An 18,391-nucleotide genomic window follows, 5' to 3' on the forward strand; every position below is an offset into this window, starting at 1 on the left:
TCCCCAAAAAATTTATATAATGGAGGAATTAAAATGAAATTGTGGAAAAAAGGATTTATGGCAGTCGCAATGTTTGGTGCAGTCGCAACTTTAGCAGCTTGTGGTGGAGATTCATCCTCGGATAACGATTCATCGGCAGACGGCGATATCAAGTTGACAGTCACAACATGGAATTATGATACGACACCTGAGTTTGAAAAACTTTTTCGTGCTTTTGAAGATGCAAACCCTGGGATTACTGTGGAGCCGGTTGATATTGCTTCTGATGATTACGATACAAAACTTACGACCATGCTTTCCTCCGGTGATACCACAGATATTTTAACCATGAAGAATTTATTGTCATATTCTAACTATGCATTGCGTGATCAATTGGTTGATTTAACTGATCACATATCATCAATTGATACAGATCCAGCACAAGCAAGTTACGAAATGTATGATGTAGATGGCAAAACATATGCACAACCCTATCGGACAGATTTTTGGGTTCTATATTATAACAAAAAAATGTTTGACGATGCGGGATTAGATTATCCTACCAATATTACTTGGGATGAATACGAAGAATTAGCCAAAAAATTATCTAATCCTGATGACCAAGTATATGGGGCATACCAACATACATGGCGCTCAACGACCCAAGCCATTGCTGCTGCTCAAAATGATGCAAATCTTGTTGATCCGTCTTACGATTATTTAGAAAGTTATTATGATCGTGCTTTAAGAATGCAAGACAGCCAATCACAAATGGATTTTGGTACTGCAAAATCAACGAAGGTAACGTATCAATCACAATTTGAAAATAGCAAAGCAGCTATGATGTATATGGGTACTTGGTACATGGGTGCTCTAATGACAAATATCGACGATGGTAAAACTGATGTTGAGTGGGGAATTGCTGAAATACCACAAAATGAAAAAGGTGATGTGACGACATTTGGTTCACCTACTGCCTATGCAATCAACAAAAACTCTAAAAATCAAGAAGCTGCTCAAAAATTCTTAGACTTTTGTTCTGGAGAAGAAGGCGCAAAAGTATTAGCGGAAGTCGGAGTTGTACCTTCTTATAAAACCGATGCAATCGATGAATTATACTTCTCACGTGAAGGGATGCCTGCTGATGAAGTGTCAAAAAAAGCCTTTAATCCTGAAAAAGTTGCAATTGAATTTCCAGTGGATGAAAATGGGCCAGCGATTGATAAAGTGTTACAAGAAGAGCATGATTTGATTATGGTTGGTGACGAAACACCTAAAGAAGGTATTGCAAATATGGAAAAACGTGTAAAGTCTGAAATCGAATAACTTTTTCTAGAGAAGAGAGCGTGCTATTCGCCTCTTCTCTGGTAGAAATGAAAGGGGGCACCTGCTGGTCATACAGTAGGGAGCAAATATGGAAATTACCTCAAAAACAAAAACAGCAAGTCGTTTACGGCGTAAAAATACTTGGACCGCATGGTCATTTATTGCACCAAACTTTATTGGTTTCTTTTTGTTCACATTGATCCCAGTTGTTTTTTCTTTGATTTTAGCCTTTATGGAATGGGATTCATTTAGTGCACCTGAATTTGTTGGCTTTAAGAACTTTACAAAAATGGTAGGCGATGAGACTTTTTGGATTTCATTGAAAAATACCTTTCTATACACAATAGGTGTTGTACCTTTGACTTTGGTCTGTTCACTTGGGTTAGCAATTCTATTGAATAAGAAAATCCGCGGCATCAAATTTTTCAGAACTGCATTTTTCTTTCCTTATGTTACTTCGTTGGTTGCAATCGCGGTAGTATGGAATATGCTGTTTCATCCAACAATGGGACCAATCAATCAATTTTTAAAAATATTTATAGAAAATCCTCCAGGTTGGACATCTAGTTCAGATTGGGCACTGACCGCAATCGTTATCGTTAGTGTATGGCGTGGAATGGGCTATTATATGATTTTATATTTGGCTGGTTTGCAGAGTGTACCTAAAGAATTATATGAAGCAGCTTCAATGGATGGGGCAAATAAATGGAAGCAATTTCTTAACGTCACTTTGCCATCATTACGGCCGACGACATTCTTTGTATCAATCATGTTAGTCATCAATTGTTTTAAAATATTTGATTTGGTTCAAGTGATGACTGCTGGGGGACCGGGACGTGCAACGAATGTTCTTGTTTATAACATTTATAACGAAGCATTTGTAAAGTTTAACTTTGGATATGCCTCAGCGATAGCGATGATTTTATTTATTATTGTTTTGGGTATTACAGTAATCCAATTTAAATGGAATCAACGACAAGAAAGAGTGTAAGGAGGGACTATAATGGAAAATGCACTTACTAAGGAAGAAACAAAAATCAAAAAGAATGCCAAAGAAAAAGTGACACTTAGCAGTATAGTGTTGATCATCGTGTTATCGATTTTAGCATTAGTGACATTGGTCCCTTTTATATGGATGCTTTCAGCGTCGTTCAAAACAAATAATGATGTATTTAGTGTACCAATCCAATGGATTCCCAAAACGTGGCATCCTGAAAATTATCAAGTGATTTGGGATAGAATTCCATTGCTGACATTTTTTAAGAATACTGCATTCTTAAGTATCGTCATTACCTTGATTCAATTGTTTACATCAAGTTTTGCAGCATATGGATTTTCAAAAATGAATTTTAAAGGTCGGGATCTATTATTCTTGACGTATATTGGTACGATTGCTATACCGTGGCAGTCTTATATGATTCCTCAGTTTATTATGATGAGGCAATTTGGACTGACAGACACATTATGGTCATTAGTTTTGTTGCAAGCGTTTAGTGCTTTTGGAGTATTTTTATTAAAGCAGTATTACAGCAGCATACCGGATTCTTTGTGTGAAAGCGCGCGAATCGATGGATTGAGCGAATGGGGAATTTATCGGAAAATCATATTACCTCTTACTAAACCAGCTTTGGCGAGTTTAACAATCATCACATTTGTAAATACGTGGAATGACTATATGGGACCATTCATCTATTTGTCTTCAACTGAAAACAAAACGATTCAGTTGGGATTGAAAATGTTTGTTGGTTTATACGATGCTGAATATGCATTGATTATGGCAGCATCTGTGGTATCAATTCTACCTGTAGGGATAGTATTTTTGGCTATGCAAAAGTATTTTGTTGAAGGTATTGCAACTTCTGGTATGAAAAACTGAGGTGAAAGCGGATGTTTACAAAACCAACATTTGATAACAATATCTATATGAAGGTATTCCAAATATTGTATACGGGATTGATTGCCAATCTTTGTTTTTGGGTAGCTATTTTCCCACTTTCGGTAGTGGCGCTCTTTTTGGCTATCAATCCAGGAAATATCTTTTGGTTTGCCGTGTCAAGTTTGTGGTTAGGCTCAGCCATGATTAGCTTGATTGCGTTTATTGATCAATGGATCAGAGAAAAAGACATTGCACCTGTCAAAACTTATTTTCGTTCCATGAAATCATTTGGTATAAAAGGCTTTTTGTATTGGCTGATTGGTTGGTCCGGAACAATGATCGCTATTGTTGATATGCGTGCATTCAGTTATATTTCTAATGGCCATTGGACTTACCCTTTCTTTTTGGTTTTAGCTTTCTTATCAATTGGCTTAAGTACCTATAGTTGGTATTTTCAAGTGAGGAATCCTCAAGCGCAAGTGAAAGCTGTATTGATGATGTCATTTTATTATCTAGTCAGGAAATGGTATTTCAGTTTGATCAATTTCGTTCTATTTGCTGTTCTAGTGGTTCTGATTTTTATCAAACCACAAATCGGTCTTCTGATTTCACCGATCTTATTGACTGGTTTGATTTATTTGAACCTCTATCAAACAGGACGGCCAAAAAGTAATTAGTCTTTTACTTTGAAAAACTGGACAATAGGCTTTTATGGGATAAGATATATGAGGACAATTTAAAGTGAACAACGAGAAACGAATGTCATGTATTTAAGTTGTATCGATTGAAACCAAACGAAGCATCAAGTACAATATGAAAAAGCGAGCCGCCAATTCAGGCGGCTTTTTTTGGAGGTGCACAATGACTGAAATCGTTTTAAGACCAATCACAGAAGGCAATCTCCCTGAGCTTTGGGCGGTGAGTTATGGCCCACTAGCTGATTTAGAATGGATGAAGTGGGATGGCCCATATTTTCAAGATCCAGTTTTGACATGGGAAGACTTTCGAACCGGGTTCGGCAAGAGTTGTATTGACAATCCATTGCGCAATGCCATCTATGCAGACAATCGTTTGGTTGGTATCGTGACGGCGTATTGGGAAGATAATGATCTTCGCCAGTGGTTGGAATTTGGGATTGCCATCTACGACCCGCAGCTTTGGAATCAAGGGGTAGGCAGTCAAGCAATCAAACAATGGGTCAGCTATTTATTTCAACGTACCCCCAATATTCAACGAATTGGCTACACCACATGGTCGGGAAATCATCGGATGATGAAGCTTGGTGAAAAGCTCGGCATGACCAAAGAAGCGCAGATTCGGAAAGTCCGGTTTTGGCAAGGACAGTATTATGATTCGATAAAATACGGGGTGTTGCGGGAAGAATGGCAACAAAAAAGATGATTCGATTGGATCGTCTTTTTTTATGGATATTTTAGAAATTGTTTACTCTTTGTTTATTTATTTTTGTTAGTATAAATGGTGTATGCATTCACTTTTTATTTCATCAGCAGTTAAAGGGAGATAACGCTCTGACCCCATGTAGTTAAAATCATCGGTAACGACCGAAAGAGCAAAGGAAAAGAGGCCAATACATGACGATTAAGCAACGGTTATACATCTCACATATCTTAATGATCATCGTGCCTGTGATCTTGAGCATCGTGGTATCCTCTTTGACTTTCTTTCTGGTTTGGCATTATTACTGGGGCGTTGATGAAGGTGCGATGGCCAAGAACACAGAGTTTCGTGTCCAATACGCGACGGTCGAAAGTCTTATCAGAAAATGGTCTGGTGATGAGGGAACCGACAAAATGATCAAACATGATGTGCGCCATTTCAAAAGAACAAGTTTGAGTGATGATATTGCCTTATTCGTCTATGATGGCGATGAATTGGTTGCTTCTGCAGGTGTGGTAAAAGACAAAAAGATGAAAGATGTCGCGTTGAGAGAACCGGGCGAACACAGTTACTTGAAAGACGAAACTTTTTTGAAAAGCTTTTATGTCAATCAGTATAAAGTGATTTTGGTCAATTCAAATTATTATAATGACTTATACTATAAGGATCCATTGTGGGATCGTGACTATCAAGCAACGTTAACATGGATCATAGGTGCGATAGTGATTGGTGTCATAGGCGTCATTATATTGACGAGCCGATATTTAACCCGCTACATGTTGAAAAGTATCACGCAACCGTTGACCTTGCTGACAGTAGGCTTTGAAGAAATTCGCGAGGGGAACTTGCGTTATCGGATATTTTATAGAGAAGAAGATGAATTTCTGTCTGTTGCCAGGGACTTTAACGGGATGGCGAGTCAGTTGAAACAAATGATGGATACGCAAAAAAAATTAGAGGGCAGCCGCCGTGAATTGATTGCTGGAATATCTCATGATTTACGCACGCCACTCACCTCGATCAAAGCCTATGTTGAAGGACTGGAGTTGGAAATTGCCAATACACCAGAAATGAAGGCCAAATATTATGAGATCATCAAGAAAAAAATTGCCGATCTCAATCAAATCATTGAGCAACTCTTTTTATTCTCAAAGCTGGATACCAATGAATTTCCTTTTAATATCGTAAAAACCAGCAATAAGAAGTTGATTGATGATTATGTGACACAAATTGCAGCGGAATATGCTGAAAAGGGCTTAACCATCTCCTTGTCTGTACCAGATATCGATGTGCTGCTCGCTGTTGATTCTGTACAATTCAGAACCGTGTTGACGAATATTTTTGAAAATGCCCGCAAGTATGTACCGCATAAGGATAAACGAGTCACTGTCAGTTATCGGATGGAAAAAAGGTATTTGATCTTATCAATCGTGGATAATGGGCCTGGTGTCGCACCAGAAAATTTAGAGAACTTATTTGAACTATTTTACCGGGACGACCATGCCCGCTCAAATCCAAGCAAAGGGAATGGTCTAGGACTTGCCATTTCCAAAAAAATCATTGAAGGATTCAATGGCAGTATTTGTGCCCACAATCAAGCAGATGGCGGTTTGGCAATCGTTATCGTCTTGCCAATCGAAGGAGGCGACCAATAGGATGTGTACCAACGTACTGATTATCGAGGATGATCAAGATATTTCAATGATCGAAAAAGATTTCTTGGAAATGGAAGGCTACCAAGTCTATATTGCAAACAATGGGCTCGAAGGGTACCAAGAGGCCCTCTCGCAAACCTATCAGCTGATTTTGTTAGATGTCATGTTACCGGGAATGGACGGGTATGAGATTTGCCGAAGGATTCGACAAAAAGTCGATATCCCGATCATTATGGTCACAGCAAAGTCTGAAGAGCTCGAAAAACTGCGGGGATTGGGGATAGGTGCAGATGACTATATCTCTAAGCCGTTTTCTCCGACGGAGTTGGTGGCGCGGGCCAAAGCCAATATTGCCCAATACAAACGAATCAAGGGTACGATGATGACTGAACCAAAAATCGAAGGGGAAATTGCTTTAGGCAATATTCGCATTAACTCACAAACCCATCGTGTATTTGTCGACAACATCGAGGTTGAATGTAAGCATCGAGAATACGAATTGCTGCTCTTCTTGATGGAACATCCAGAAATTGTGTTTAGCAAAGAACAATTATATGAAAAAATTTGGGGGATGGATGCGTTAGGCAATATCCGCACCGTTGCCGTGCATATCAATCGATTACGCGAACGGGTGGAGGAAGATCCAACCAACCCTAAATATATCCAAACTGTTTGGGGCGCAGGCTATCGCTTTCAAGCATAATATCGATCAAGTAAAGAGAGACGATTTTTGTCACAAAACAAACGACTGTTTTGTGACAAATGGTCTTTTTTTTATGCGAAAAAAAGCGCAATCGAATCACGGAAATGTTAGATTACAAAAATGTAAGCAGGTTAAAAAAAAGCTAATATTTGAAATAAAAAGTTTATAACCAGTTTAACAATTGTTTATCTTTTGGCGCTATTTAATTTATTCCTTCCCTCTAAAATGAATGTAGCAAAAAGGAGGAGTTTGGTGAAATCACGCACAAAAGATAGCCGAGTAAAGGGTATCAGTCTCTTTATCGCAAAGACACTTTTTTACTTTTGTATTTTCCTCTTACTGATCTATCTGTACCATTACAAAAATGTACAAGGTGGTACCTTTATCTACAATGAATTTTAGGAGGAAGCACGATGAAAGTGAATGCAATAATCGAAGCCATTGATACGTGGGCTGCTAATGCGCCTGACAGAGAAGTCTACCGAGAATCAGAGCGGGTGTATACGTATCATCAATTGGTGCATCGTGCCAACCAGTTGGCTCATTATTTTGAGGAAAACCTGACAACCAACAGCCCCATCGTTGTCTTTGGTGAATTGGAATTTGATATGTTGGTGGCTTTTTTGGCGGCATCTAAATCCGGCAGGGCATATATTCCAATCGAAACCACCACACCGCAAGAACGAATTGAGTTGATTCTGTCTGTTGCGCAACCTGAAATGATGGTGACGATCGGTGACTGGCAAGGTCCAACAGTCGATGTGAAGCAAGTCGACTTAGAGCAATTGCACGCCATCTATCAGGGACCATCCCAACGTTGGCAAAATGTCCCGCGATCAGAGGATGACACGTATTATATTATCTTTACCTCAGGAACGACTGGGGTACCCAAAGGGGTGCAGATCAGCCATAGCAATCTGTTGAGTTTTGTGAATTGGACGCTGTCAGATTTTGATTTGCAAACGGGTATGGCCTACTTGGCTCAAGCCCCTTATTCTTTTGATCTTTCGGTAATGGATCTGTATCCTGCGCTGACTTCAGGTGGCTGTTTGGTTCCACTAACGAAAGCAGTCGTCAATAATTTCAAGCAGTTGTTTCAAGTGTTACCAACATTGCCCATCAATGTGTGGGTCTCTACGCCATCATTTGTGAATATCTGTTTAATGGAACCGAACTTCGATCAATCTCATTTGCCGGGAATGACCCATTTCTTATTTTGCGGGGAAGAACTACCTAAAAAAACAGCACACGCATTATTGACGCGATTCCCGCAAGCCAAAATATTTAATACCTATGGCCCGACTGAAGCAACCGTAGCTATTTCTCAGGTCGAAATCACCGAGCAGATCTTAGCGGACTATTCGCGTGTACCAATCGGTTATATCAAAGAAGATACTGTCGTGTCGATCATGGAGGATGGGCAGCTGTTACACGCAGGGCAGCTGGGAGAAATCGTGATCAGCGGACCGAGTGTATCCAAAGGGTACCTAAACAATCCCGAGAAGACAGCTGCAGCATTCGTTACGATCGATGGGCAACCGGCCTATCGCACAGGCGATCGTGGTCAGCTGACGGAAGAGGGCCTGTTGCTTTACGAAGGACGCTTAGATTTTCAAATCAAGTTCCATGGCTATCGGATGGAATTAGAAGAGATTGATCACCATTTGTGTGAAAGCCCCTGGGTCAAAGAAGCAGTTGTCGTACCAAAGTATCGAGAAAACAAAGTCGAGCAATTGATTGCCTATGTTGTACCGGCAGACCACACCTTCGAGAAAGAATACCAATTGACCAAAGCCGTCAAAGCATCGATTGGTCAAACATTGATGGCTTACATGATTCCGCAAAAAATGGTTTATGTCCCACGATTGCCGCAAACAGCTAATGGCAAAATCGATCGCAAAACGTTGATTCATGAGGTGAACCCATCATGATGATTCCCCATATGATTCCATATGCAAATCCGGGGTATTTTTTATGGTTGTTAGTGGCAATGATCCCTATGGTTGTCCTCTTGCTTGTTAAAGGCGTACGATGGCAATGGTATCAAATCCTTGTGACCTGTGCTGTATTGTATGTGAGTTTTGGCGGTGCATTATGGCAACAAGGCGTGGCTTTGATTGGCTATGTCCTCTTTCAAACGCTTTTGGTCTATGGGTACCACAAATTAAGACAACAAAAAAACAGCAGTGGTCTTTTCTATGCAGCTGTTTGTCTAGCCATCCTGCCCCTTACGTTCGTGAAAGTCACACCGTTCATGACCGGGCATGGGTCGATCATGAATTTTTTAGGGATTTCCTATCTGACATTCAAGTCCGTTCAGCTGATCATGGAGATGCGTGACGGGATGGTCAAAACCTATCATCCTTGGCGGTATATCCAATTTTTACTATTCTTTCCTACGATTTCGTCAGGACCGATTGACCGGTATCGTCGATTTGAAAAAGACTTGCTGCATCCGCCATCTAAAGAAGACTATCTGGTTTATTTAGAAAAAGGTGTCAGCAAACTGATGCTCGGTTTATTGTATAAATTCATTTTGGGATACTTTTTCGGACAAGTATTGCTGCCGGTCGTTACCCGCGAGGCCCTTGACCATGGCTTCTTATCCTGGGGCATGTTGGGGTATATGTATGTTTACAGTTTATACTTGTTCTTTGACTTTGCCGGGTACAGCCTATTTGCCATTTCCATAAGCAATTTTATGGGGTATGACACACCGGCTAACTTCAATAAACCGTTCCTATCTCCAAATATCAAAGAATTTTGGAATCGATGGCATATGAGTCTATCGTTTTGGTTTAGAGATTATGTATATATGCGATTGATGTTCACTTTGCTCAAAAAGAAAGTCTTCAAAAGCCGCATCCTCGCCTCAAATGTCGGCTATTTTGCCCTCTTCCTCTTGATGGGTGTCTGGCATGGGCTGACATGGTATTACTTATTATATGGCGCGTATCACGCAAGTTTGATTTGTATCAATGATGCGTGGCTGCGCTGGAAAAAGAAACGTTCCCAACCGCTTCCATCTAATCGATGGACCAAGGCCCTTGGGATAGGGATTACTTTTCATGCCGTTTGTTTCAGTTTCTTGATTTTCTCAGGGATCTTGGCACAACTAGGGTGTAAATAATATAACTAAAAGGAGCATACAAATATGCATACAAATGAAGCAGTTGCCGCAATTTTAGCAGATATCACAGGTAGTGATGAAGTAAGAGAAAATACCGAGATCGACTTATTTGAGGAAGGGTTATTGGATTCTCTAGGCGCAGTGCAATTACTCGTAGAATTAGAAGGGCAGTTGGGGATTCAATTCCCTGTTTCAGAATTTGAGCGTACAGAATGGGCCACGCCAGCGAAAATCATGGCGAAAGTAGCTGCGTTAGAAACCATATGATCAAACAGCGATTAGGTATTATTTTCGGTCCCCTTATTTGTGCACTGGTGCTTTTGGCAGGACTGTTTCTTGGGCCCTGGAAGATCAACAGCCATAACCCTGCAACACTGGCTCATGCATCGACAGCCATGACCGATGCGGTTTTTCAAGGAGACACGATCAAAAATGAAGCCATAGCATCTGGGCAATATGTGCCTTTTTTCGGCTCATCAGAATTGAACCGAATCAGTTCCTTTCATCCCTCTGTCTTGGCACAAAAATACAACCGCGGCTACACGCCGTTTCTGCTGGGTGCAGCAGGGACCCAGTCCTTGACGCAATATAGCATCATTCGGTCAATGGCCAAAGAGTTGACTGGAAAAAAAGCGGTCTTCATTGTATCGCCGCAATGGTTCGTGCCCAAAGGCATCAAAGAGTCCTATTTTAACCACCATTACTCAGAACAACAGGTGTACGATTGGTTGATTGCGATGACGCATGTATCGGACACGGACGTATATTATGCCAATCGTTTGCTATCCTTTAGTAAAGTAGCAGAAGACAACTTGACCGCATCCGCCCTCAAAGAAGTGCGAGTCGGGCATTTGCCAACCGCTTGGCAAGTGACCCAGATGAAGCTGCAACTGCTGTTGTTGACAAGAGAAGACGATTTGTTCAGTGGGATTGGGTTGCAGCACAATTTGCAAGGCAAGATTGATCAAGCCGCTACTCTGTTGCCTGACAAGGATGATAGGGACCAATTGTATGCACTAGCCAATGAACAAGGACAACAAGAAACAAATAACAATACATTTGGTATCAAAAACAGCTTTTATAATGCGCACCTCAAAAATAAAATCGGCAAGATGGCAGGCTCACAAGCCGAGTGGGAGTATCGCTATGGACCAGAATATAGTGATTTTCAATTGGTTCTGAATGCTTTTGCTGAAAATAAGGTAGATGTCTTATTTATCATCCCGCCAATCAATCAAAAATGGATGGACTACACCGGATTGCCTCAATCCGTCTTAAGTGGGTTTGCCCAAAAAATTCGCCACCAATTGGAGAGTCAAGGATTCACATCGATCGATGATTTGTCTGATCAAGGGAATGTTGATTATTTTATGGAAGATACGATCCATTTGGGGTGGCAAGGATGGCTCACTGCTGATGCGCAAATCAAGACATTTCTTGAAGCGCCGCGTCAGGCACCCAGCTATAAAATCAATAATCAGTTCTTATCCAAAGAATGGCAAGAACAAGACCCGCTAGAATAAACAGCCAGGTCTAGGGAACGGAGGCAGTTGCGTACCAATGGCTAAGCACAGGAAACAACCATCACGCCTATCAAAATGCTTGATCGTACTTGATATCACAGTGATCATCGGCGGCGTGGCGATGCTGGTATACTTATTTTTAGTGCCCAGCCTTGCGTCGAAAGTCAGCAACATGTCGGCAAGTACACCAAGCGAGGCACAACCCACGACTGAAAGCATCCGTCAAAGCACCAGCGAAGAAGCCAATGAAAGCACCACCGAAAGTACGGTCGAAAAAAGCAATCATTCGGCTGCAGAGGATCGTTATTTGACAAGCAACCAAACCACCGTCACCGATGAAGGGGAGGACTTAGATCAGGTATTACAAGACAGTGGCTTTATTGGAAGTGCGTTGATCGTCAAAGCGGGGCAGATCATTCTTCATAAAGGCTATGGCTATGCAAACAAAGAAAAAGATGTGCGCAATCAACCAGACACCTTATTCAATATCGGTTCTATCCAAAAAGGCATGACCGGTGTATTGGTCATGCGCGCTGCGGCAGCAGGACAATTAGCCTTGTCTGACACATTGGCGAAGTATTATCCTGATATACCCAATGCCGACAATATTACGCTGCAACAGATGCTGCAAATGGCTTCAGGATTGAAATTGACTGAGAATCCTAGCGATCTTAGCACAGAAACGGATGTCCTGACCTGGGATGTGGCCCATACCGCAATGGACCAAAGCCAAGGGGTTTTTCATTATAGCCCCATCAATTACAATCTTTTGGCAGGCATCTTGACCAAAGTCACGGGTCAGAGCTATGCCTCCTTGTTTTCGGATTACTTTATCCAGCAGCAAGGATTCAGCCAAACACAACTCTTCACAACGTATCTGCAAGAAAAGCTACCCACAGCCAATTATAAAACAGAGGGTGAAGCGGATCCTTATGCGCAGGAAAATACCCTGAGTTACGCAACGCTTGCTTCAGAGATTGGTACGGGCAATGTCTATATGTCTGTGGGGGATCTATACCATTATTTCGATTGTTTGCTCCATGAAAAACTACTGAACAAGGAGCAGTTGACACAATTATGGACCCCCGTTTCTGGCAGTACGTATGCTGCAGGCTTCTATGACAAAGGAAATTATATCCGTGCCCATGGCGGCAAAGGGGGATTTGAGTCATATGGTTTGTTTAGTAAAGACAATCAATCAAGTGTGATTTTACTATCCAACCGTGGCCGCAAATCTGACGCCCAACTTATGGACACCCTCTATCACATGGTGACAGGTGTCGAAACAGCCTTTTAAGAAATACGCAAAAAACATGCGTGATATAGAAAATTTTCTATATCACGCATGTTTTTTTATTTATTTGTGGATCTGTGGGATCAAATCCGAGGCTTTCAAATTTATGGGCAATAGTTTATAATAATTCTAATGTAAGGATTAGAATAAATTGATCAAAGACGAGAATAGCGTTTGAAGTTCATTCTCAACTAGTCTAGAATAGTGAGAAAGAAAAGATAATGGAGGGAATAGAATGTCAGTTTTAGAAATCAAAAATCTACATGTTCAAATCGAAGACAAAAAGATTTTAAAAGGCGTTGACTTAGTACTGAAAACCGGAGAAATCCATGCCATCATGGGACCAAATGGAACAGGGAAATCTACTTTATCTGCTGCCATCATGGGAAACCCCAACTATGAAGTAACCGAAGGCGAAATTTTATTCGACGGTGAAAATGTGCTTGAGATGGAAGTAGATGAACGGGCACGTCTTGGCTTATTCTTAGCGATGCAATATCCAAGTGAAATTCCAGGTATCACCAATGCTGAATTCATGCGGGCAGCCATCAATGCCAAACGTGAGGAAGATGACAAAATATCTGTCATGGATTTCTTGAAAAAATTAGACCAAAAAATGGATCTCTTGAACATGCCGGAAGAAATGGCAGAACGCTATTTGAACGAAGGCTTCTCTGGCGGTGAAAAGAAACGGAATGAAATTTTGCAATTGTTGATGTTAGAACCAACTTTTGCCATTTTGGATGAGATCGATTCGGGATTAGATATCGATGCCTTGAAAGTTGTGGCGAAAGGGGTCAATGAAATGCGCGGCGAAGGTTTTGGTGCGTTGATCATTACCCATTACCAACGTTTGTTGAATTATATCACCCCTGATGTGGTGCATATCATGATGGAAGGCCGTGTTGTGATGACAGGTTCTGCTGATTTAGCGAAACGTTTAGAAGCAGAAGGCTATGCAGGAATCAGTAAAGAACTAGGGATCGACTACAAAGAAGAAGAAGCGTAAGGGGGCAAGGTAAATGGCAAAATTACATGATTATCTTGAACAAGTCAACGTTTTTTCTGCATTGAAAGAAGAACCAGAATGGATGTTGGAGATGCGTCAAGCAGCATTGGCAAAAGTCGATGAGCTGCCATTTCCAAAAATCGAGCGCGTCCGTTATGAACGTTGGCCATTATTTAATATCGATGAAGCAACACTTGCAGGCGAAGCAGCAGAAGCGTTAAATGCTGTGCCCGCCTTTGATGCAATGAACAGCCATCCAACGGTCGTTCAGTACGATCAAACAACGGTGTTTGAACAATTGCCGCAGCATTTGGCAGATCAAGGGGTCATCTTCACCGATTTATTTACTGCGATGCAAGAAGTACCTGAATTGGTCAACCAATACTATATGTCGAAAGCCGTCGCAGTCGACGAAGACAAAATGACGGCCGCTCATGCTGCTTTTATGAACAGCGGATTGTTCCTCTATGTACCGAAGAATGTGGTCATTGAAGAACCATTGGAGGCTATTTTCTATCATAATGGCAACAGCCAAGCGCATTTCTTCAAACATGTTTTGATTGTCGCTGATGAGCATAGCGAGTTCAGCTACTTGGAACGTTTCCAAACCAAGGGCGATCAAGCCAAAAAAATATCAGGCAATATCGTTGTAGAAGTCATCGCTAAAGCAGGGGCGAAAGTCAAGTTTTCAGCGATCGATCAATTAGGTGTCAATATCACCACCTACATGAATCGTCGTGGCTATGTCTTACGGGATGCGATGGTAGATTGGGCGATTGGCGTGATGAATGATGGCGATGTCGTAGCAGACTTTGATTCTGATCTAGTCGGCGAAGGCGCCCACTCTGAAGTTAAAGCCGTGGCCATCAGTGCTGGCCGTCAAACCCAAGGAATCGATACCCGTGTGACCAATAAAGCACCGCATTCTATCGGGCATATCTTGCAACATGGGGTCATTCGTGAACGAGGAGTCTTGACCTTCAACGGAATCGGCCACATCCTAAAAGGGGCGAAAGGTGCCGATGCACAACAAGAAAGTCGTGTCTTGATGCTGTCTGACCAAGCCCGCGGCGATGCCAATCCGATTCTTTTGATCGATGAGCATGAAGTCACAGCTGGTCATGCTGCCAGTGTTGGCCGGGTCGACCCAGAAGAAATGTACTATTTGATGAGCCGTGGCTTGCGTAAAGAAGATGCGGAACGTTTGGTGATCCGCGGTTTCCTAGGGTCTGTTTTGACAGCCATTCCAGTCAAAGAAGTCCAACAAGAATTGGTGGACGTTATTGAAGGGAAGTTGCTTGCATGATCGATAGCCATAAAGTGAAACACGCGTTTCCCATCTTGGATCAAATCGTCAACGATGAACCGTTGGTTTATCTAGACAATGCGGCAACCACACAAAAACCAGAGGTCGTTTTAGACGCAGTGGCCGCTTATTATCATCAAGACAATGCCAATGTCCACCGCGGGGTGCATACCTTAGCAGAACGGGCCACACAGTCTTATGAAGCAGCCAGAGAAAAAGTCCGCCAATTTATCCACGCCAAAAAAACGGCAGAAGTCCTTTTTACGAGAGGAACAACTACCGGTTTGAATTGGATCGCCCGTAGTTTCGGGGATCAATTTGTGCATGAAGGCGATGAAATCGTGATTTCCTATATGGAACATCACTCTAACATCATCCCCTGGCAACAATTGGCCAAACGCAAACAGGCGACTTTAAAATATATTCAATTGACGCCAGAAGGTACATTGGATATGGCAGATGCCAAAAAACAAATCACCGAAAAAACAGCGATTGTTTCGATTGCCCACGTGTCGAATGTCTTAGGTGTGATCAACCCAATCGCTGAACTAACCGCTTTGGCACATGCCAACCAAGCAGTGATGGTAGTGGATGGTGCCCAAGCGGTGCCGCATATGTCTGTTGATGTCCAAGCATTGGATTGCGATTTCTATGCCTTTTCTGGACACAAAATGTGTGGGCCGACCGGGACCGGTGTCTTATACGGCAAACGGACATGGCTTGAAAAGATGGAGCCTGTCGAGTTTGGTGGCGAAATGATTGATTTTGTCCACTTGCAAGAAAGCACATGGAAAGAGTTGCCTTGGAAATTTGAAGCAGGCACACCGAATATCGCCGGCGCGATTGGTTTAGGTGCTGCGGTGGATTATTTGCAAGAAATCGGCTTAGATGAGATCCATCAGCACGAAGCGGATATTGTTTCTTATGCGTTGCCCAAATTGCAAGCCATTGATGGATTGACGATTTACGGTCCACAAGAAGCCGCCAAACGTACGGGTGTGATTGCCTTCAATATCGACGGCATCCATCCCCATGATGTCGCAACTGCTTTAGACATGGAAGGCATCGCCGTAAGAGCGGGGCACCACTGTGCGCAGCCCCTCTTGCAGTACTTGCAAGTGCCGGCGACTGCACGGGCGAGCTTTTACCTGTATAATACAAGAGAGGACGCCGATCGCTTGGTTGACGCCATCAAGCTAACGAAGGAGTTTTTTCAACATGGCACTGACACGATTAGATAATTTATATCGACAAGTCATTCTAGATCATTCCAGTCATCCCCATCATCGAGGAACGCTAGGAGCATCTACGTATAAAGTCGAATTGAACAACCCAACCTGCGGCGACGTGATCCATTTGGAGCTGGCGGTTGAAGGAGAAACCATCAAAGATCTCGCCTTCACAGGTGAAGGCTGCTCCATCAGCACGGCCAGTGCATCCATGATGGGTGATGCGGTCATTGGCAAGACACTGACCGAAGCCGGAGAGTTGTCACAACTGTTCTCTGCACTGGTGCAAGGGCAAGAAGTCGCAACAAGCGACCGCCTCGGCGATGCATCCATGTTAGGCGGCGTAGCCAAATTTCCTGCACGAATCAAATGTGCGACCTTGGCATGGAAAGCATTGGAAAAAGCCATCAAAGATGACCAAGGCCAAGCAACTGCCGGTCAACTGCACCATCCCAATGACACCAATGACACGAGCCAATCACTAGACCAATAGACAAATAATCACCTAGTCACAAATCAAAGGAGTGAGAATCATGGGTGTACCTGAATTAGAAGAATATAAATTTGGCTTCCACGATGACGTACAACCAGTATTTAGTACTGGGAAAGGCTTGACTGAAGACATCGTTCGTGAAATCTCACGGGTCAAAGAAGAACCTGAATGGATGCTGGATTTCCGTTTGAAATCATTAGAAGCATTCAACAAGATGCCCATGCAAAACTGGGGACCAGATCTATCTGACATCGACTTCGATGCCATCAAATACTACCAAAAATCAAGTGATCGTCCCGCCCGGGATTGGGATGACGTACCAGATAAAATCAAAGAAACCTTCGAACGGATCGGGATTCCTGAAGCTGAGCGTGCTTATCTAGCCGGTGCTTCTGCGCAATACGAATCAGAGGTGGTTTATCACAACATGAAAGAAGAGTTTGAGAAATTGGGTATCATCTTTACCGATACGGATTCCGCATTGAAAGAATATCCTGAAATCTTCAAACAATACTTTTCTAAACTTGTGCCGCCAACCGATAATAAATTGGCAGCGTTGAACTCAGCCGTATGGTCTGGCGGTACCTTTATCTATGTACCAAAAGGTGTACGGGTCGATGTGCCATTGCAAACCTATTTCCGGATCAATGCCGAAAACACAGGTCAATTCGAGCGGACCTTGATCGTTGTAGACGAAGGCGCCAGCGTCCATTATGTGGAAGGCTGTACCGCTCCAACGTATTCAACCAATAGTCTACATGCGGCCATCGTAGAAATCTTTACCTTGAAAGATGCCTACTGCCGCTACACCACGATCCAAAACTGGTCAGACAATGTCTACAACCTTGTCACCAAACGCGCGAAAGCATTAGAAGGCGCAACCGTAGAATGGATCGATGGCAACCTAGGTGCCAAAACCACTATGAAATACCCAAGTGTCTACTTAGACGGCAAAGGTGCCCGCGGCACGATGTTGTCAATCGCCTTTGCAGGCGCCAACCAAGTCCAAGATACCGGTGCCAAAATGATCCACAACGCACCCAATACATCTAGCTCGATCGTCTCAAAATCAATTTCAAAAGACGGCGGCGCAGTGAACTATCGCGGACAAGTCACCTTCGGCAAGAAGAGCGCAGGCTCCATCTCGCATATCGAATGTGACACCATCATCATGGATGACCTATCGAAATCCGATACGATTCCATTTAATGAAATCCACAACAGCCAAGTGTCCTTAGAACACGAAGCCAAAGTCTCCAAAATCTCAGAAGAACAACTCTACTATCTGATGAGCCGCGGCTTAACAGAAGGAGAAGCAACCGAAATGATCGTCATGGGCTTCGTCGAACCATTTACGAAAGAACTGCCGATGGAATATGCGGTTGAGTTGAATCGGTTGATTAGTTATGAGATGGAAGGCAGTGTAGGTTAAAACCTAACTATAGGCTAAGAACGTTGATATTATAGCGT

The 18,391-nt window shown here is 42.5% G+C and carries 17 protein-coding genes and 1 pseudogene; all 18 read left to right on the forward strand.

Annotated elements, in window-relative coordinates; translation table 11 throughout:
• Window positions 1–33: 33 nt before the first annotated feature.
• The 18 genes and pseudogenes from A5886_RS02490 to sufB all read left to right on the forward strand — a co-directional run bounded on the left by A5886_RS02490 (window position 34) and on the right by sufB (window position 18,353).
• A complete protein-coding gene (locus A5886_RS02490; protein ID WP_086273485.1) occupies window positions 34–1,305 on the forward strand; it encodes an ABC transporter substrate-binding protein in 1,272 nt (423 codons plus the stop codon).
• A gap of 88 nt (window positions 1,306–1,393) precedes the next feature.
• Window positions 1,394–2,296, forward strand: coding sequence for a carbohydrate ABC transporter permease (locus A5886_RS02495; RefSeq protein ID WP_086273486.1), 903 nt, complete (start codon window positions 1,394–1,396; stop codon window positions 2,294–2,296).
• Window positions 2,297–2,308: 12 nt separating this feature from the next.
• Window positions 2,309–3,181, forward strand: coding sequence for a carbohydrate ABC transporter permease (locus tag A5886_RS02500; protein ID WP_086273487.1), 873 nt, complete (start codon window positions 2,309–2,311; stop codon window positions 3,179–3,181).
• Between the two features lie 11 nt (window positions 3,182–3,192).
• Window positions 3,193–3,858, forward strand: a complete 666-nt coding sequence (locus A5886_RS02505) for a hypothetical protein (protein WP_086273488.1) — start codon at window positions 3,193–3,195, stop codon at window positions 3,856–3,858.
• Window positions 3,859–4,042: 184 nt separating this feature from the next.
• Window positions 4,043–4,582 (forward strand): GNAT family N-acetyltransferase, encoded by a 540-nt coding sequence (locus tag A5886_RS02510; RefSeq protein WP_086273489.1) that lies wholly within the window; start codon window positions 4,043–4,045, stop codon window positions 4,580–4,582.
• Window positions 4,583–4,773: 191 nt separating this feature from the next.
• Window positions 4,774–6,234, forward strand: a complete 1,461-nt coding sequence (locus A5886_RS02515; protein ID WP_086273490.1) for a sensor histidine kinase — start codon at window positions 4,774–4,776, stop codon at window positions 6,232–6,234.
• A gap of 1 nt (window position 6,235) precedes the next feature.
• Complete coding sequence (locus A5886_RS02520) at window positions 6,236–6,937, forward strand: response regulator transcription factor (RefSeq protein ID WP_086273491.1); 702 nt, start codon at window positions 6,236–6,238, stop codon at window positions 6,935–6,937.
• 297 nt (window positions 6,938–7,234) lie between these two features.
• Window positions 7,235–7,339, forward strand: a pseudogene (locus tag A5886_RS02525) (teichoic acid D-Ala incorporation-associated protein DltX); the annotation flags it as partial.
• A gap of 11 nt (window positions 7,340–7,350) precedes the next feature.
• Window positions 7,351–8,868 (forward strand): D-alanine--poly(phosphoribitol) ligase subunit DltA, encoded by a 1,518-nt coding sequence (gene dltA, locus A5886_RS02530; RefSeq protein WP_086273493.1) that lies wholly within the window; start codon window positions 7,351–7,353, stop codon window positions 8,866–8,868.
• Window positions 8,865–10,067 carry a D-alanyl-lipoteichoic acid biosynthesis protein DltB gene (gene dltB, locus A5886_RS02535; protein WP_086273494.1) on the forward strand — a complete coding sequence of 401 codons (1,203 nt, stop codon included), beginning with the start codon at window positions 8,865–8,867 and terminating at the stop codon, window positions 10,065–10,067. Before dltA ends, dltB begins: the two co-directional genes overlap by 4 nt.
• Before the next feature lie 24 nt (window positions 10,068–10,091).
• Complete coding sequence (gene dltC / locus A5886_RS02540; RefSeq protein WP_086273495.1) at window positions 10,092–10,334, forward strand: D-alanine--poly(phosphoribitol) ligase subunit DltC; 243 nt, start codon at window positions 10,092–10,094, stop codon at window positions 10,332–10,334.
• On the forward strand, window positions 10,331–11,590 hold the full coding sequence (gene dltD / locus A5886_RS02545; protein WP_086273496.1) for a D-alanyl-lipoteichoic acid biosynthesis protein DltD: 1,260 nt from the start codon (window positions 10,331–10,333) through the stop codon (window positions 11,588–11,590). Before dltC ends, dltD begins: the two co-directional genes overlap by 4 nt.
• A 37-nt stretch (window positions 11,591–11,627) precedes the next feature.
• Window positions 11,628–12,887 (forward strand): serine hydrolase domain-containing protein, encoded by a 1,260-nt coding sequence (locus tag A5886_RS02550; protein WP_086273497.1) that lies wholly within the window; start codon window positions 11,628–11,630, stop codon window positions 12,885–12,887.
• Window positions 12,888–13,119: 232 nt separating this feature from the next.
• Window positions 13,120–13,893, forward strand: coding sequence for a Fe-S cluster assembly ATPase SufC (sufC, locus tag A5886_RS02555; protein ID WP_086273498.1), 774 nt, complete (start codon window positions 13,120–13,122; stop codon window positions 13,891–13,893).
• A 13-nt stretch (window positions 13,894–13,906) separates the two neighbouring features.
• The gene (gene sufD, locus A5886_RS02560; protein WP_086273499.1) at window positions 13,907–15,199 is read left to right on the forward strand and encodes a Fe-S cluster assembly protein SufD; all 1,293 of its coding nucleotides are present in this window, start codon (window positions 13,907–13,909) and stop codon (window positions 15,197–15,199) included.
• A complete protein-coding gene (locus A5886_RS02565; RefSeq protein WP_086273500.1) occupies window positions 15,196–16,440 on the forward strand; it encodes a cysteine desulfurase in 1,245 nt (414 codons plus the stop codon). The genes sufD and A5886_RS02565 overlap by 4 nt, the downstream gene beginning before the upstream one ends.
• A complete protein-coding gene (sufU, locus tag A5886_RS02570; RefSeq protein WP_086273501.1) occupies window positions 16,418–16,921 on the forward strand; it encodes a Fe-S cluster assembly sulfur transfer protein SufU in 504 nt (167 codons plus the stop codon). Before A5886_RS02565 ends, sufU begins: the two co-directional genes overlap by 23 nt.
• A 40-nt stretch (window positions 16,922–16,961) precedes the next feature.
• Entirely contained in the window at window positions 16,962–18,353 is a 1,392-nt protein-coding gene (sufB, locus tag A5886_RS02575; RefSeq protein ID WP_086273502.1) for a Fe-S cluster assembly protein SufB, read from the forward strand.
• Window positions 18,354–18,391: the final 38 nt, after the last annotated feature.

It is taken from the genome of Candidatus Enterococcus testudinis (genome assembly GCF_002140915.1).
Taxonomy (GTDB): domain Bacteria; phylum Bacillota; class Bacilli; order Lactobacillales; family Enterococcaceae; genus Enterococcus_D; species Enterococcus_D testudinis.

Bases quoted from the DNA above. Each gene is read 5' to 3' on its own strand.
- A5886_RS02490 (WP_086273485.1), top strand. From the start codon at position 34: ATGAAATTGTGGAAAAAAGGATTTATGGCAGTCGCAATGTTTGGTGCA.
- A5886_RS02495 (WP_086273486.1), top strand. From the start codon at position 1,394: ATGGAAATTACCTCAAAAACAAAAACAGCAAGTCGTTTACGGCGTAAA.
- A5886_RS02500 (WP_086273487.1), top strand. From the start codon at position 2,309: ATGGAAAATGCACTTACTAAGGAAGAAACAAAAATCAAAAAGAATGCC.
- A5886_RS02505 (WP_086273488.1), top strand. From the start codon at position 3,193: ATGTTTACAAAACCAACATTTGATAACAATATCTATATGAAGGTATTC.
- A5886_RS02510 (WP_086273489.1), top strand. From the start codon at position 4,043: ATGACTGAAATCGTTTTAAGACCAATCACAGAAGGCAATCTCCCTGAG.
- A5886_RS02515 (WP_086273490.1), top strand. From the start codon at position 4,774: ATGACGATTAAGCAACGGTTATACATCTCACATATCTTAATGATCATC.
- A5886_RS02520 (WP_086273491.1), top strand. From the start codon at position 6,236: ATGTGTACCAACGTACTGATTATCGAGGATGATCAAGATATTTCAATG.
- dltA (WP_086273493.1), top strand. From the start codon at position 7,351: ATGAAAGTGAATGCAATAATCGAAGCCATTGATACGTGGGCTGCTAAT.
- dltB (WP_086273494.1), top strand. From the start codon at position 8,865: ATGATGATTCCCCATATGATTCCATATGCAAATCCGGGGTATTTTTTA.
- dltC (WP_086273495.1), top strand. From the start codon at position 10,092: ATGCATACAAATGAAGCAGTTGCCGCAATTTTAGCAGATATCACAGGT.
- dltD (WP_086273496.1), top strand. From the start codon at position 10,331: ATGATCAAACAGCGATTAGGTATTATTTTCGGTCCCCTTATTTGTGCA.
- A5886_RS02550 (WP_086273497.1), top strand. From the start codon at position 11,628: ATGGCTAAGCACAGGAAACAACCATCACGCCTATCAAAATGCTTGATC.
- sufC (WP_086273498.1), top strand. From the start codon at position 13,120: ATGTCAGTTTTAGAAATCAAAAATCTACATGTTCAAATCGAAGACAAA.
- sufD (WP_086273499.1), top strand. From the start codon at position 13,907: ATGGCAAAATTACATGATTATCTTGAACAAGTCAACGTTTTTTCTGCA.
- A5886_RS02565 (WP_086273500.1), top strand. From the start codon at position 15,196: ATGATCGATAGCCATAAAGTGAAACACGCGTTTCCCATCTTGGATCAA.
- sufU (WP_086273501.1), top strand. From the start codon at position 16,418: ATGGCACTGACACGATTAGATAATTTATATCGACAAGTCATTCTAGAT.
- sufB (WP_086273502.1), top strand. From the start codon at position 16,962: ATGGGTGTACCTGAATTAGAAGAATATAAATTTGGCTTCCACGATGAC.